11 protein-coding genes and 1 pseudogene are annotated in these 15,440 nt (G+C 69.4%); 3 read left to right on the plus strand and 9 right to left on the minus strand.

What is annotated here, in order from left to right; all coding sequences use genetic code 11:
* Positions 1 to 38: 38 nt before the first annotated feature.
* A complete protein-coding gene (locus ACIRQP_RS32120) occupies positions 39 to 2,591 on the minus strand; it encodes a glycoside hydrolase family 2 protein (RefSeq protein ID WP_403896280.1) in 2,553 nt (850 codons plus the stop codon).
* Positions 2,588 to 3,565 carry an acetylxylan esterase gene (locus tag ACIRQP_RS32125; protein ID WP_403896396.1) on the minus strand — a complete coding sequence of 326 codons (978 nt, stop codon included), beginning with the start codon at positions 3,563 to 3,565 and terminating at the stop codon, positions 2,588 to 2,590. The genes ACIRQP_RS32120 and ACIRQP_RS32125 overlap by 4 nt, the downstream gene beginning before the upstream one ends.
* A 178-nt stretch (positions 3,566 to 3,743) precedes the next feature.
* Between ACIRQP_RS32125 and ACIRQP_RS32130 the strand changes: the two genes are divergently transcribed.
* The 3 genes from ACIRQP_RS32130 to ACIRQP_RS32140 all read left to right on the plus strand — a co-directional run bounded on the left by ACIRQP_RS32130 (position 3,744) and on the right by ACIRQP_RS32140 (position 7,209).
* The gene (locus tag ACIRQP_RS32130; protein ID WP_403896282.1) at positions 3,744 to 5,063 is read left to right on the plus strand and encodes a Gfo/Idh/MocA family protein; all 1,320 of its coding nucleotides are present in this window, start codon (positions 3,744 to 3,746) and stop codon (positions 5,061 to 5,063) included.
* An 8-nt stretch (positions 5,064 to 5,071) separates the two neighbouring features.
* Entirely contained in the window at positions 5,072 to 6,052 is a 981-nt protein-coding gene (locus tag ACIRQP_RS32135) for a LacI family DNA-binding transcriptional regulator (RefSeq protein WP_403896284.1), read from the plus strand.
* Between the two features lie 623 nt (positions 6,053 to 6,675).
* Positions 6,676 to 7,209 carry a cellulase family glycosylhydrolase gene (locus ACIRQP_RS32140; protein ID WP_403896287.1) on the plus strand — a complete coding sequence of 178 codons (534 nt, stop codon included), beginning with the start codon at positions 6,676 to 6,678 and terminating at the stop codon, positions 7,207 to 7,209.
* Between the two features lie 152 nt (positions 7,210 to 7,361).
* Here ACIRQP_RS32140 and ACIRQP_RS32145 read toward each other — a convergent pair.
* From ACIRQP_RS32145 to ACIRQP_RS32175, 7 genes and pseudogenes are all read right to left on the minus strand, one after another.
* Positions 7,362 to 7,940 (minus strand): annotated as a pseudogene (locus ACIRQP_RS32145) (phytanoyl-CoA dioxygenase family protein); the annotation flags it as partial.
* Complete coding sequence (locus tag ACIRQP_RS32150; protein WP_403896289.1) at positions 7,937 to 9,916, minus strand: MGH1-like glycoside hydrolase domain-containing protein; 1,980 nt, start codon at positions 9,914 to 9,916, stop codon at positions 7,937 to 7,939. The pseudogene ACIRQP_RS32145 and the gene ACIRQP_RS32150, both read right to left, overlap by 4 nt.
* Complete coding sequence (locus ACIRQP_RS32155; protein WP_403896292.1) at positions 9,913 to 10,902, minus strand: Gfo/Idh/MocA family protein; 990 nt, start codon at positions 10,900 to 10,902, stop codon at positions 9,913 to 9,915. The genes ACIRQP_RS32150 and ACIRQP_RS32155 overlap by 4 nt, the downstream gene beginning before the upstream one ends.
* Positions 10,899 to 11,870 (minus strand): Gfo/Idh/MocA family protein, encoded by a 972-nt coding sequence (locus ACIRQP_RS32160; RefSeq protein WP_403896295.1) that lies wholly within the window; start codon positions 11,868 to 11,870, stop codon positions 10,899 to 10,901. Before ACIRQP_RS32160 ends, ACIRQP_RS32155 begins: the two co-directional genes overlap by 4 nt.
* Positions 11,871 to 12,046: 176 nt before the next feature.
* Positions 12,047 to 12,934, minus strand: coding sequence for a carbohydrate ABC transporter permease (locus tag ACIRQP_RS32165; protein WP_403896297.1), 888 nt, complete (start codon positions 12,932 to 12,934; stop codon positions 12,047 to 12,049).
* A 14-nt stretch (positions 12,935 to 12,948) separates the two neighbouring features.
* Positions 12,949 to 13,956, minus strand: a complete 1,008-nt coding sequence (locus tag ACIRQP_RS32170; protein ID WP_403896300.1) for a carbohydrate ABC transporter permease — start codon at positions 13,954 to 13,956, stop codon at positions 12,949 to 12,951.
* Positions 13,957 to 13,969: 13 nt separating this feature from the next.
* Positions 13,970 to 15,436, minus strand: coding sequence for an ABC transporter substrate-binding protein (locus ACIRQP_RS32175; RefSeq protein ID WP_403896303.1), 1,467 nt, complete (start codon positions 15,434 to 15,436; stop codon positions 13,970 to 13,972).
* Positions 15,437 to 15,440: the final 4 nt, after the last annotated feature.

Below are 15,440 nucleotides of genomic sequence, written 5' to 3' on the forward strand. Positions count from 1 at the left end.
TTCCGCGGCTCGGCGGGACCACATATCGTTCGGTGCGGTCAGGAGGGGCGGCAGAGGTCGTTGGCCGTACGGAGCACTGGTGGCGCGGTCAGCTCCGCGGGGTCCAGGTGTGCCGCGTTGCGTACGAGGAAGGCGTGGGACTCGCCGGCGAGAAGGGTGACGAGCATGTCGTCGACCTCGGCGTCGGGGGCGACCCGGTCGGCGAGCAGGGCTATGTCCCGGACGAAGGATGCGGCGTGCACATCCACCCGGTAGCCGCCTTCCACCGCGGTGGCATGTGCGGTCAATGCCTTTGCCTCGTAGGCAAGTTCGCGGTCCTCCAGGAAGGGCTGAACGACGCGGACCGCGCCGCTCGTTACCACGAGGACCTCCCGCTCGGGGGCATCCGGCTCCAGCAGCGAGCCGGGCAGATCCAGGTGGGTCACAGACCGGGGAGCCACGTCGAATTCGATGACGGCCGTGTCCTTCCCATGGCCGTCAAAAGACTGCCGCTCAGCCCTCGCCGTCCCCCTCCACCCGGCGTCGGTGTCATTCACGGCGACGAGTACGCGACGTCCGTCGCGTGGCTGGATCGTGAGCAGCCGCGGGGCGTAGGCATGGCGGAGCGCGTAGTAGAGCGGTTTGGGCCGGCCGTCGCCGTCGATGGCTGCCCAGGAGGTGACCGGCCAGCAGTCATTGAGCTGCCAGACAATGGCGCCGGCCGTGCGCGGCCACCAGGAGCGGAAGTGCTCGATGCCGAAGGCCACTGCTCGGGCCTGGTTGAGCTGGGTGGTCCAGTGCCAGTCGGCGAAGGTGGTGGGCCGGGGCAGGTGCGGGGCGAAGCCTCGCTCAAGTTTGCCGTTGCCGTCCTCGGCCCTCTGGTGCAGGAGGAAGGCGGGCGAGGTGGGGGTGAGCGGCCAGTCGTGGATCCAGCGCTGCAGGGTGGCCCAGGTAGGCGGACCCTGGAAGCCGAATTCGGAGCAGAACCGCGGAACGTGTTCGCGGTAGGCGGTGTAGTCGACCTCGTTCCACACCTGCCATTCGTGCCGGGTGCCGTGGTCGGCGTCGTTGGGGTGCACTTGGTCGACCGGGTGGCCGGGACTGTAGGGGCTGTTGGCGGCGTAGAACCTGGTGGGGTCGAGTTCGGCGACGATCCGCAGGAGCAGTTCGGTGTAGTAGCCGTGTCCCCAGGTGCGGCCGTCGAGTTCCGCGCGCCAGCCCCAGTCGCGGTAGCCCCACATGTTCTCGTTGGCGCCGTTCCACAGGGCCAGGGAGGGGTGGGAGACAAGCCGGGTGACGTTCTCGCGCGCCTCGGCCTCGATCTCGGAGCGCAGCGGCTCCTCCTCGGGGTATGCGGCGCAGGCGAAGGGGAAGTCCTGCCAGACGAGCATGCCGCGCTCGTCGCACACGTCGTAGAAGTCCTCGGTTTCGTAGATGCCGCCGCCCCACACACGCAGCAGGTTGATGTGGGCGCCGAGGGCCTGGTCCACCCTGTGGGCCAGGCGTTCGCGGGTGATGCGGGTGAGGAAGTGGTCGTCGGGTATCCAGTTGGCGCCCTTGACGAAGACGGGCCTGCCGTTGACGACGACCGTGAACGGCGTGCCGGTCTCGTCCGGTGCGACGTCGACGGTGATGGTGCGGAAACCGATGCGGCGAGTCGTGGTGTCCAGCTGCCTGCCTGCTGCGTCGCGTAGTTCCACGTCCAGGTCGTACAGGGGCTGGTCACCGTATCCGTGGGGCCACCACAAGGCCACGTCAGAGGCCTCCAGGGTCACCGTGGCGGAGGTGTTTCCGGCAGGCACCTGGACGTGCGCCTGGCGGCCGGCGACTTGGATCGCCAGCACCAGGTCGCTGTCGTCATCGGCCTTTGCCCGTTCGACTTCGGCGTGCAGTTCGACCCGTCCGATGCCGTGGTCCCCGACGGTGACCAGCGGGCGAACGCTCGCGAGGCGCGCGGTGGCCCACCGTTCCAGCCGTATCGGCTTCCAGATGCCCGCCGTCTGCAGGTCTGGTCCCCAGTCCCAGCCGAAGCTGCAGGCCATCTTGCGGATCGTGTTGAAGGGGTGCGGGTAGTTGTGGGGGCGTCCGAGTTCGCGCTCGGCCTCTTCCGCGTACTCCAGCGCCGGACGGAAGGCGACGACGAGTTCGTTGGTCCCGCACCGCAGTGCCTGGCGCGTATCGAACCGGTACGCGCGGTGCATGTTCGCGGTGGACCCCAGCGGCCGGCCGTTGAGTTCGACGGTGGCCACCGTGTCCAGTCCGTCGAAGGCCAGGTCGACGCGTTCGCCGGGGGCCGGCGCCGCCGCGTCGAAGGTGAGTGTGTAGTGCCATCCGGTGCGGTGCGCCCAGGCCAGTTCCTCCTCGGTCCGGTCGAGGTACGGGTCGGGGATGAGCCCGGCGGCGAGCAGGTCGAGGTGGACGCTGCCGGGCACCCGCGCCGGCAGAACCCTGCCCGCGATGTGTGCGGGAACCGGGCCTGTGGTGGACGACAGCCGCCAGCCGTCGTGCAGGATCTGATGGAATATGGCGATGTCTCCTGTGCTGCTCGGTGGACGGGCGGTCGGCGCCGGCCCTCGGGGAGACCTGGGCCTTGGTTCTCGTTCCGGCGTCACACGCCCGCGGTCCGCAGCCACTTCAGCTGTGCAAAGCGGTGTTCGGCGGTGCCGCCCTCGTGGCCGTTCCATGGGTAGACCTCGATGGACTTCTCCGAGTGGGCCCAGTGGTTGTAGGAGGCGAAGACCGTCGAGGGCGGGCAGACGGGGTCCATCAGCGCCACGGAGTACAGCGCGGGGCATGCGGCCCGGGCCGCGAAGTGCCGGCCGTCGACGTAGGACAGGGTGCGGAAGACCTGTTCGTCCGTGCCCCGCTGGGTCCTCAGGAACCGGACGATCTCCTGGTAGGGATCGCTGTCCGTCATCTCCAGAGCGCGACGGATGTGCGTCAGGAACGGCACGTCCACCAGGGCCGCGGCCACGTCGTCGCGCAGGCCGGCCACCGCGGTGGCGATGCCTCCGCCCTGGCTGGCGCCGCTCAGGCACACCCGGTCGGGGTCCACGGCGGGGTGCGCCTTCGCAGCATCCACCGCCCGCACGGCGTCGGTGAAGACCCTGCGGTAGTAGTAGCGTTCCGGGGCGAGGATGCCACGTGTCATGAAGCCCGGGCTCTGGGGGTTCGCGCCGCCGTAGGGGTCCGCGGTGGCGCCCGGGTGGTCGCCGCCCGACGCGCCCTGCCCTCGGGTGTCGACGACGAAGACCGCACGGCCCGAGGCCGGCCAGAGCAGGTGGTCGTGCGGGGTGCCGCGACCGCGCTGGTAGCCGACGTAGAGCATGACGCAGGGCACTGGACCCGCCACGTGCTTGGGCACGATCAGCCAGCCGGAGATGCGGTGCCCTCCCCACCCCGTGAACGAGGCGTCGTACACCTCGACTTCCGTCAGCGCCGCGTCGTACGGGCGGAACTCCGCTGCCAGGTCGTGGCCCGCGGCCTCGTCCAGGGTGCTCTTCCAGAAGGCGTCGAAGTCCTCGGGTTCGGCTTGTTCAGGACGATAGGTGCGGAGTTCGGCCAGCGGCATATCGAACAGGGCCATGCAGGGCTCCCAGGGGTGGCAGGCGTGGTGAAGGATCTGCACGCGCAACCACTGTATGCATCTCAACAGCTGCCCGTCTACCGCCCTCCCCCGGAGAAATACCGTCACGCCTTGCTCCGGTACAGCCCTTGACCGCTCTGCAAGCGCATGCAAGCGTTGCGGCAGGAGGAGGTGAGCGATGCCCACCAACGCACGTGTCGCCATCGTCGGCACCGGAAGTCGCGCTCAGCAGTTCACCGAAGGATTCGCCGAACGCGCGCACATCGAGGTCGCCGCCCTCTGCGACCCCAACCCGGTGCGCATGGCGCACCACAACCAGCTGCTGGCCGCCGCGGGACGGCCCCGGGCCCGCGCCTACGCCCCGGACGGCTTTGCGGAGCTGCTGCACGCCGAACGCATCGACACCGTCGTCGTCACCACCGTCGACGCGCTGCACGACGCGTACATCGTCCCGGCGCTGCGGGCAGGCTGCCGCGTCGTGACCGAGAAGCCCATGACCACCGACGCGGAGCGTTGCCGCCGTATCCTGGACGCCGTCACCGAGACCGGCAGCGACCTCTCGGTTGCCTTCAACTACCGTTTCAACCCGGTGCACGAGCTGGTGCACCGGGAGCTGCGCCGCGGCGCGATCGGCGACGTGCTGTCCGTGCATTTCGAGTGGCTGCTGGATGTGCGCCACGGCGCCGACTACTTCCGCCGCTGGCACCGTGAGAAGGACAAGAGCGGCGGCCTGATGGTGCACAAGGCCGGCCATCACTTCGACCTCGTCAACTGGTGGCTGGGCGCCCGCCCGGAACAGGTCTTCGGGATCGGCCAACTCGGCTTCTACGGACGCGAGAACGGCGAGCGCACGGGCTACCGCCGAGACTACGAACGCGCCCACGGGTCACCCGCCGCGGCGGACGACCCCTTCGCCCTGCACCTGGAGGACAACGAGGGCCTGCGGACCCTGTACCTGGACGCCGAGGGGGAGGACGGCTACCACCGCGACCGGAACGTCTTCGGCGACGGCATCACCATCGAGGACGACATGGCGGTCCTGGTGCGCTACGACACGGGTGCGTCCATGTCATACCACCTCACCGCCTACTCCCCCTGGGAGGGCTACCGGGTGATGTTCAACGGCACCGGTGGCCGACTGGAGTTGGAGGTCGAGGAAAGCAAGTGGCAGCGCCCCCACACGAAGCTCACCTCCGCCAAGGGCGCCGTGCACGGCGACACCGCGCTGGACAACGCGGGTGGCGCGCGCATCCTCGTACGGCCGCTGTGGGAGCCGCACCGTGAGTTGGAGATCCCGGAGTTCGACCACACCGGGCACGGCGGCGGCGATGCGCGGATGCTGCGTACGCTGTTCGACGGCGAGAAGAGCGAGGACGGTACGACGCCGACCGCCACGGCGGTGGACGGCGCGCTCGCACTGGCCACGGGACTTGCCGCGAACTCCGCGTTCGAGCAGGGTAGGCCCGTGAACATCGACGACGTGGTCCGCATCAAGTGAACGCCACCATGGCCGACGTGGCACGCGAGGCCGAGGTGTCCGCCTCCACCGTCTCGCGTGTCTTCAGCCTGCCGGAGGCGGTACGCGCCGACACCCGGGAGCGGGTGCTCGCCGTCGCGCGGCGGCTGGACTTCACACCCAACCGGGCGGCCAGCTCGCTCGCCCGCGGCCGCACCGGGACCCTGGGCCTGCTGGTGCCGGACGTGGTCAACCCGTACTACGCGGAGATCATCAAGACCGTGCAGCACCGGGCTCGCGCGAAGGACCACGCACTCTTCCTGGCCGACACGGGCGACGACCCGGCCGACGGTTTCGAGCTGGCGCAGGCCATGGCCCGGCAGACCGACGGCCTGCTGCTCGCCGGTCCTCGGATGACCGACGAGATGGTGCGTGAGCTGGCCGAGGCCGGTCCGGTGGCGGCGATCGGCGCCCGGCTGCCCGGGACCGACAGCGCGTATGCGGAGCTGGCGACCGGTATGCGGCAGACGGTCCGACACCTGGCAGCGCTCGGCCACACCCGGATCGTGTACGTCAACGGAACGCGCACCGCCCGCACGGACGGTCACCGACGGCCGGTGCAGGAGGCCTGCGACGAGTACACGGTGGAACTCGTCGAGCAGTTGGGCCCCTTCGACCTGACCTTCGACAACGGGGTGGCGGCGGCGGACCTGGTGCCCACCAGCGGGGCGACCGCGATCATCGCGCACAACGAGATGATGGCGCACGGCGTCGCCGGCGGTCTGGCCCGGCAAGGCCGGACGGTGCCCGGGGACTTCAGCCTGGTGACGGTCGACGACACGTTCATGGCGCGTACGATCCATCCGGCGCTCACCGCGCTGCACATCCCCATCGACGTGATGGGGGCTCGGGGCGTGGACCTGCTGCTCCAGCGGATCAAGGACCCGGACGGCGAGCCCCGGCACGCCGCGCTGCCCACGAGCCTGGTGGTCCGCGCCTCGACCGGGCGGCCGAACGGCGCGAACTCGTGAGCGCAGGCAACCGCGTCAAGGACCTGGGTTAGCACACCAGGGACACCAGCCCGCATCCGGCCCTCGCCGAAAACGGCGTTGCACACCAGCATCGAGTCCTCGAACCCCTGGCGGACGCACCATCCGCCGACTGAGCAGACGTCGTCACGCCCCCGGTACCTCAAGCCTTTCCACGCCGGGCGCACCGCGACCCCGACCACACCCGGTTTCTTGGGCCGCCACCCAATCCGGCAATCGCTCTCTCCCCCACCCAGAGAGCCGCACAGACAGTCCCTCCTTGCCGCCGAGGTGTCCACATCTCAGGGGTCCGGAGCCCCCCACGGGTGAACGGAATTCTCATGAGCCGCCCCAGCCTGAATCGGACCGTTCCAGCCATCCTCCTCCGCCGTCCCCTCCGGACGGTCTCCTGCCCCGGCCGCGTCAAGCGGGCTGCCACGGCGGCGTGGTGCTCGCCCTGACCACCGGCGCCGCCGGCGCGACGCGGCAGCCCGCCCGGGCGCCGCGGTCCGCCGAATCCGGCTTCCGGAACGGCAGCATCCTCCGGCAGCCGGATGAACCCAACCGTAAAGGCCGACCATCACGAAGAAGGAGGACGGCCTGTGAGATTCCGAGCGAAGGCTTCAATGATCGCAGCCGTTGTGCTGCTCGCGGGCTCCGGGGTCAACGCGAACGCCGACGCGAACGCGAACGCGACCCAGGATGCCACCGGTGCGCAACTGCTGCCGGCCGGGTATCTGGGCACGCTGGGCAGCCAGATCGTCGACTCGACCGGCAAGCGGGTGCGTATCTCGGCAGCGGCCCTGCACGGCAACTCCCGTTTGGACCAGACCGAGATAGTCAACCAGGACCAGCCGCTTGCCGGGCTGGACGCCAACATGAAGGCCATTCGCGACGCCGGCTTCAACACGGTGACGCTCGCCTGGAGCGACGCCAGCCTGCACGACAGCAACGCCGCCGCCTACCTGGCCGGCCTCGACGCAGTCGTCGCCTCGGCCAGGAGCCACCTCCTGAAGGTCATCCTGAACCACCACAACGACGAGGGGCAGGCCGGCAACGGCAACTGCCTGGCCCAGCAGGCGAACGGGCTGTGGTATGACAGCGGGCCGGGCACCGACGGTACCGACGGCTGCGGTAGCCGGGCACCGTCGAAGCGGTAGTGCCGGTCCGGATCGAACTCGGGCCACGGCTGATATGTGTTCACGCCGGGCTCGCCGCGCAGGTGGAACGCGCTGGGATAGGACTGTTCGTCCGCCGTGATGCGGGTCGACGTGGGAATGTAGCGGATGGTCAGCCCGCACCGCCGGTGTGGTGAGGTGTTCGCGTTGCTGCCGTGCACGATGTTGGGGTGGTGCACCTCGACGTCGCCCGGCGCCAGCACCATGTCGACGGCGGCCGACTCGTCGACGTCGACTGCGATCTCCTCGCCGAGCACGTTGTCCACCGCCGTGTTGGCGCGCATCGCCTCGATATCGCCGCGGTGACTGCCGGGGACCAGCCGTACGCAGCCATTCTCCGGCGTGGAGTGGTCGACGGCCAGCCAGAGTGTGACCACCCGCATCGGCTCCAGCGGCCAGAATGCCGCGTCCTGGTGCCAGAGCACCGGCTGTCCGGAATACGGCGGCTTGCTGATGTAGTGCGAGGCGAACAGCGCGATGTCCGGGCCGACGAAGGTCTCCGCGAGGTCCAGCAGCCGGTCGTCGGAGACCAGCCGCAGCCAGAACGGGTCGTCGCGCAGCAGGGTGTGGCCCAGCTGTTCGGGCCGCAGGTCCGGGTGGCGCAGCTGCAGCCAGTCGACGTGGCCGGCCGCCTCCCGCACCAGTTCCGGGTCGAGGACCTCACGGAAGACGGCGTAGCCATCGCGGTCGAAGCGGTCAAGGGCATCGCTCATCGGACTTCTCCCAGGATGCGCAGCGGGGCGGGTGCCCCGGTATGGATGGCATGGCCGTCCACCGCCACCTCGCAGTGGTCGGCCGCCAGCTTCAGATCGATCTCGTGGCCGCGGTAGCGCAGTCCGTGAAGTTCCAGGCCACCGGGGAGCCAGACGGGGGGCTTCAGGTCGAGCGCGCCGTCCGCCTGCGGACGCAGTCCGGCCAGGCCGAGCAGGACGGCCTCCGCGCCGGTCAGGCCGGCGATCACGTTGGAGCGGCGACCGCTCGGCGGGGCGGCGGGTCGGTCGCAGTAGTGGTCCTGCGGGTAGTAGGGGAAGTGCTGCCCCATCCACAGCACCCGGCGCAGCACGTCCCAAGCCAGCCGTGGCTCGTCCCGTTCCCACAGGGTCAGCGCGAGCTGGGGGGTCTCGCCGGTGTAGGCTCCGCCGCCGGACCAGTCCACGTCGCCCAGCTCGTAGTGCAGCCGGTCCTCGGCGGAGACACTGCTCACCCCGTACGGCGCGAGGAAGGCACCCTCACGCAGGTGCGCCAAGAGCGCGTCGGCCATCGGCGGAGTGCATGCGCCGGCCCGCAGCGCGTCGAAGCCCTGGATCGAGTAGGCGAGCTCGCTGTGGCCGTCGGGGTAGCGGCTGCGGAACCAGCCCGCCCCGGCGTCCCACAGCTCCTCCGCGACGGCCTTGCGAATGAGCTGTGCCCGGGCCCGCAGCGGGGCCGCCAGAACCGGCGCGTCGCTCACCTCCGCCAGTTCCGCCAGCAGGTCGAGGCTCCAGGCCCGCTCGGCGTTGGGGCTGGCGACGACGTGCTCCCAGCCGGCGGAGCGCATCTCCAGCAGGTGCTGCTGAGCGCCGTAGTCGCGCAACTCGCCGACGGCCGGGAAGCGGTCGGCCAGCCGCTCCTCCGTCTCGTGCAGGCGCGCCACCAGGTCGGGGGCGATCCCGTCGTGGCAGGCCGCGGCGTGCGCGAGCATCACCAGTGACCAGCCGCTGTAGGCGTATGCGACGCCGGTGCCGCTGCCGTCGGGGGCGATGGCGTAATGGTCCGTCAGGTCGGCCTTGACCATGGCCTCCACGATGTCCGCGACGCCGCGGCCGAGCATCAGGGAGAGGGTGTGCGGGGCGTAGCCGCCGGTGTCCCAGGCGTATGCGCACAGCGCTCCGCCGTCGATGCCGGAGGTGGCGGGGAACGGGACGGTGGCGAAGGCCGGGTTGTCCCACAGGCAGACCAGGCCGCTGGCGAGGGACCGGCGGTAGTAGGCGTCCAGTCCCGGCACGTCCGTGATCAGCCTGGGCACCCTTTCCAGGGCGCCGGCGGTGCGCTGCTCGACCAGGGCGCGGGAGTCGGCCGCCCACTGGCCGGGGGTGCCGTCCGGGCTGCTGCCGTCGAGCAGTACGGCCAGGTCGAAGTGGGCCTCGTCGGCCGGGCCGAGCTGTGTGGTCAGCGGCCCGTGCGCGAGCGTCGCCCGGTCCCGCGCCGCCGTGTCGGGCTCGGGCGGCATCCAGCCCCACTCCCCCAGCGGCACCTCACCGACCGGCCCTGTTGTCAGTTCGGGCAGCAGACGCAGGGGTAGCGTCCGCCCGGAGCGGTTGCGCACGGCGATGTGCAGCACGTAGCCGGGGAGGCCGTGCAGGGGTGTCAGTTCCGAGCGCACCAGCAGTGACACCAGCCGCCCCTCGTGTCGGCGGTGGTAGGTGCCGCGCCGCTCGATGCCGTGCAGTCGCCAGGTCCCGCCGGCCGGCAGCAGTCCGGTGCCGTGCATGCCCGGGGCACCCGTGTCGCTGACGGGGATGCCGTCGGCTTCGAGTGCGACGGCCAGTCGCGCCCGAGGGGCGGCATAGGGCGGGGCGTAGCAGGCGCCCACCCCGCACACCGTGCCCGGGGCGAGTGCTGCCGTGGACCAGCCGCTGGCGGTCCACAGTGTCTCGGCGACACCCTGGCGCAGATCGAAGTCGAAGTCGCGGGTCTCATAGCCTGTCACAGGCTGATCTCCTGTTTCTGCTGCGCGGACTGGTAGGCCGCGAGAATCACCTTGAGCACGTCCGTGCCCTCTTCGTGGGTGTGGACCGGCCGGGTGCGGTCCCGTATCCGGTGGATGAAGTCGGTGCACACGGCCGCATGGGAGTCGATCACCGCACAGTCGATCATGGTGGTGGCTCCGCCGCGTACTTTGTGGTGCAGCGTGGTCCCGTCGCTCCACAAGCTGCCGTTCTCGCCCACCACGGAGAACTTCTCGGTGTGCGGAGCCGCTTCGTACGCCCAGCTGGTCACCACCTCGCCGACCGCGCCGTCGGCGAAGCGCACCAGCACCCGGGCGGAGTCCTCCCCTTCCATGAACGTCAGCCGGTGGGTGCTGAGCATCGCCGTGACCGCCGCCGGGCGGGCGGACGCCAGGTACAGCAGCAGGTAGGTGGGGTGGTAGCCGGTGTCGATGAGCTCGCCGCCGCCACTGGTGGCCGCATGGGCGCGCCAGCCCATCGTCGAGGGGTCGAAGTCGTTGAAGAAGCTGTCGGTGGTGCGCAGTTCGTAGACCCGGCCCAGCGCGCCGGAGTCGATGAGGTCGCGGGCGTGTGCGACCGCGGGCAGGGTGAGCTGGTTGTGCGCGCACATCAGGGTGACCCCGGCGGAGTTCACCGCGTCGGCGATCCGGTCGGCCTCGTCGAGCGTGAGGCACAGCGGCTTCTCGCACAAGATGTGTTTGCCGGCCTCGGCGGCGGCGATGACGGCGGCGGCGTGCAGATGGTGGGGCAGACATATGTCGACGGCGTCGATGTCGGCCTCGGCCAGCATGCGTTCGTACGAGTCGAACGCCTGGGCGCCGCCGGCCTGCCGGGCGCGCTCGCGGGCGGCGTCCGGGTCGACGTCGGTGACGGCGGTGACGATGGCCTGGCCGGGGACGGCGAGATAGCCCCGCAGATGGGAGCGGGAGATGTTCCCGCAGCCGATGAGGCCGACGGAAACAGTCATAGGGGGCTTCCTTCCTCAAGGCCGCTGCGGGTGGCGGCGGCCATCAGGCGGGTCAGGTCGAGGCCGAGGGCGAGGTTCTCCTCGTCCCGTGTGCCTTCGATGACGTGGCGCACGAAGTGGTCGAAAGGCGTGCCGGTGGCCTGCGGTACGGGTAGTTCGCGCCAGTCGCCGCCGGTACGCCGAAGCAGCAGCCGGGGCTCGGGCGTGCCGTACACCAGTGAGCCCTCGGTGCCGTGCAGCTCGATGGAGAAGGGGGAGACGGGTGTGGTGAAGGACGCCTCCACCACAGCGAGGGCGCCGTCCGCGCAGCGCAGCACGGCGACAGCGTTGTCATCCACGGCGCGCTCGGTCACATGGCCGAAGGTCGCGGTCACTGTCTCGGGCATCCGGCCGAGGAACAGCCGGGCGAGGTACATCGGGTGGCAGCCGAGGTCGATGAGGGCGCCTCCCCCGGTGGCGGCCGGGTCGTAGAAGTGCTCGGGCAGCCAGCCCTCGACCGCGCCGCCGTGGGCGAGGCGCACCCGCACCAGGGTGAGGCGGCCGAGTTCCCCGGCTGCCAGCACCTGGCGGACGGCCGCCGTGTAGCCCTCATACAGCCGCGGGAGCGCGAGCATCAGCGCCACGCCGGACTTCTCCGCCGCGGCGGAGATCTCGGCGCACTCGGCCGGTGTCGGGGCGAGGACCTTCTCGGTGAAGATGTGTTTGCCCGCTGCCGCAGCGGCCGTGATGACCTCACGGTGCGCGGTGGTCGGGCAGGTGACCACCGCCGCGTCGACGTCGTCGCGGGCCAGCAGTCCGCCGAGGTCGGGGTGGAAGTGGACTCCGAGTTCGTCGGCCCAGCCGCGCCCGCGGGCGGGGTCCTCGTCCCAGACGGCGGTGATCTCGGTGTCGGGGTGCTCGCGCGCCTGGCGGGTGTAGTCACGGGCGTGCACATGCCAGAAGCTGAGAATGGCAAGGCGCAGGGTCACGAATGCTCCTTCCTGAGGTGTGTCCCGTAATCCCTGGTGGATCAGTGCACGGCGTCGGATGCGGTGCGTCGCACGGCGGAGGGACGTCCGCGTACGGGATGTATTCGGGCGTTCCGACAACCCGGCGAGGTGCCGTAGCTGACACCGTGCGCCCGCCAGGGATCACGGGACAGCCCTTAACCTTTGACAGCGCCGGCCAGGCCGTTGACGAAGTAGCGCTGCAGCAGCACGAAGACCACCACGATCGGCACGAGCGAGATCACGGAGCCCGCGCACAGGAACGTCCAGTCCGTGGAGTTCTCGCCCAGGAACGAGTACATCCCCACCGGCAGCGTGCGCAGTTCGGGCGTGGAAAGGGTGAAGACGAGCGGGATGAAGAAGCTGTTCCAGGCGCTGATGCAGGTGAACAGCCCCACGGTGGCGAGCATCGGCCCGGACAGCGGCAGCATCACACGCCAGAAGGTCTGGTGGAAGCTCGCACCGTCCACCTTCGCCGCATCCTCGATCTCCCGGTCCATGGTGGAGAAGTAGCCCATGAACAGGAAGGTGGCGAACACCAGGCCGCTGGAGGACTGCACGATGACGACGGCCCACAGTGTGTTGAGCAGGTGGAGTTCGCGCACGATGTCGAAGATCGGGATGATCGTGTAGCCGTGCGGCAGGAACAGGGTGACCGAGATCAGCCCGAGACAGGCCTTGCGGCCGGGGAATTTGGTGCGGGCCAGGACGTAGCCCGCCATGGAGGTGGCGAACAGGGTCAGGACGACCGAACCGCCCGCGACGACAAGCGTGTTGAAGAAGTAGGTACCGAAGGACGCGCCCTTCCAGGCGCTGCTGTAGTTGGAGAGATTTATTCCGTCCGGGAACGGGTTCAGGCCCTTGGAGAAGAAGCCGTCGGCACTCTTGAGGGAACTGCCCAGCATCCACAGGAACGGGAAGAGCCAGAGAAGACCGCCACCGAGGAGCAGGAGATGGGTCAGGGACCGACCCGCCGTGCGGCGGACGACCGCGCGGCGGCGCGCGGGTGTCCGGCCCCGGCGGGCAGAGGAGACGAGAGCTGCCATTGCGTTGTCTCCTTTCAGGCGCGCCCGGCGGCGCGGCGCTTGGCGATGGACCGGAAGATGAGCACCTGCAGTACGGCGAAGACGATGAGGAGCAGGCCGTAGAAGAAGGACGCGGCGGAGGCCAGGCCGACGTTCGGCTCGGTGGCCTGGGCCTGGTTGCCGCCGAAGGCCAGGTGGTAGATGTACGTGTTCACCACCTCGGTGCCGAAGTACGGGCCGCCGCCTGTGATCACCTGCACCAGGTCGAACACCTGGAACGCGCCGATGAAGGCGAGGATGACGATCATCAGTCCGACCGGGCGCAGCAACGGCACCGTGATGTTCACGAAGGTGCGCAGGCGGCCCGCGCCGTCGATCTTCGCCGCCTCGTAGACCTCTTCGGGGATGGTCTGCAGCCCGGCGAGGAAGTACACGAGGTTGTAGCCGAGGGTCTGCCAGATGCCGACCACGACGATGATCCCCAGCGCGATCTTCGGGTTGCCGAGCCAGTCGACGGGCCGGTCGACGAGGTGGGCGTCCAGCAGCCAGCCGTTCAGGGTGTCGCCGAAGTTGGAGAGCATCAGTTGGACGACGACACCGACGACGGCCGGTGAGGTTACCACCGGCAGGAAGAACAGCGTGCGGTAGAAGGCGGAGAAGCGCAGGCTCTTGTTGTTGAGTACGAGCGCCAGCGCGAGTGCGATGACCAGTTGCACGGGCACCACGACGATGGCGTACACGAAGGTGTGACCGACGGCTCGCCAGAAGATCGAGTCGTGCACGATCTGCCGGAAGTTGTCGAGGCCGACGAAGTCACCGGGTGAGCCGATGCCGTTCCAGTGGTAGAAGGTGTAGGCGAGTGAGCCGAAGATCGGGTAGATGACGAAGGTCAGGAGCAGTATCAGCAGGGGGGCGAGGTAGAGGTAGCTCCACCCGCCCGCGCGGAGCCGGTGCCACAGGCTGGGCTTCGGTGCTGCTGCCGGGAGGGCCGCCTCGGGCCCGCCGGTGGGCGAGCTCGGGGCGGCGGTGTCAAGGAGTTGCACAACTTCCTCCGGTTTACGCCGGCTTGGGCTCGTACGGCTTGGTGGGATCCCAGTCCTTGAACAGCCAGTCGTCCAGGCTGACTTTTGCACCCTTGGCGCGGGCCGCCTGCACACCGTCGGCGAGGGCCTTGTTCCGGCGGTCCTCCAGGGCGGTGAGAGAGTCGCTGACGTTCTTCAGCTGCCCGGTGTACAGGCCGGTGAGCACGTCGGGCAGGTCCGGTGTGACAGAGGCGATGCTGACCTTCGACACCTCGGGATTGCGGATCGCGGGGACGGGCCACGGCAGCGCGTACTTGCGGAGGTCGACGAATGCCTGGAAGACCTTGGAATCGATCCTGGCCCTCTGGTTCGCCTGCGGGAAGATCGACAGCCCCTGCTCCGCCTCCACCCAGCGCTGTCCGGCCGCAGGACTGTGCAGCCAGTCGAACCACTCCCAGGCCCCGTCATAGACCTTCGAGTCCTGGGACATTGCCCACACCTGGCCGCCCGGCTGGTAGTAGAAGAACGCCTCCGGAGTCTCGGTCGGCGACGGCAGCGTGGTCAGGCTGTAGTCGGTGAACTTGTGTTCGGTCCAGGTCGACTGGTTCCACACGCCACCGACGATCATGCCGAACTTGCCGCGTTCGAAGAACGCACGGGCCTGTTCGTCGCCTATGGACATCGAGGACGGGTAGATGTAGCCCTTCTTCTTCCACTCCAGCAGCAACTCGACGAAGTCGGCGTAATTGCGGTCGGAGCCGAACGTCCACTTGCCGACCCGGTAGTCGAGGCCGTCCACGCCGTAGCCGGCGGGTGAGCCGGCGCCGCGTACGAACAACTCGACCCACCAGGGAAGCATGGCGTTCTGCGCGTTGCCGAATCCGAGGCCGTACGCTTTACCACCGGTCTTCTTGGTGATCGCATCCGCTGCGGACGTGACGTCGTCCCAGGTCTTGGGGATCCTCACGGAGCCGTCCGCGTTGGTGATCCCGGCTTCCTTGAACAGGCCGTTGTGGATGTACAACTGGAGCCAGGCCGAGGTGCCGCCGAACGGCGCGCTGTACACCTTGTCCTCGACCATGTTCACGCCGTTGAAGAAGCTCCCGTCGGGAAATCGGCTGCGCCACTGCGTGGTGGCGTAGCTGTCCAGCGAGCGGAGCCAGCCCTTGCTCACCTGCGCGTCGAACTGCGGGCTCTTGGGGATCATCAGCATGTCCGGGGCGTTGCCGCCGCGGAAGGCGAGGTTGACCAGGTCGGGGTACTTGTCGCTGACCTGGACCGTGCGCTTGATCCTGATCTTCGGGTACTTCTTCTGGAAGAGCTCGATCTCGCGCTCCAACCACGGTGCCTGACTGACGTACCAGTCCCAGTGGTTGACCGTCGTGGTGCCGGGTGCCGTGGAGCCGGACGACGACGAGCAGCCCGCGACGGCGGTGGTGAGTGCGGTGCCGCCGAGGGCGGCGGAGGCAGCCAGGAAGCCCCGTCTGGAGAAGTGTGACATGCGG

Origin of the sequence: Streptomyces sp. NPDC102274, assembly GCF_044766385.1 — a bacterium.
Taxonomy (GTDB): Bacteria; Actinomycetota; Actinomycetes; order Streptomycetales; family Streptomycetaceae; genus Streptomyces.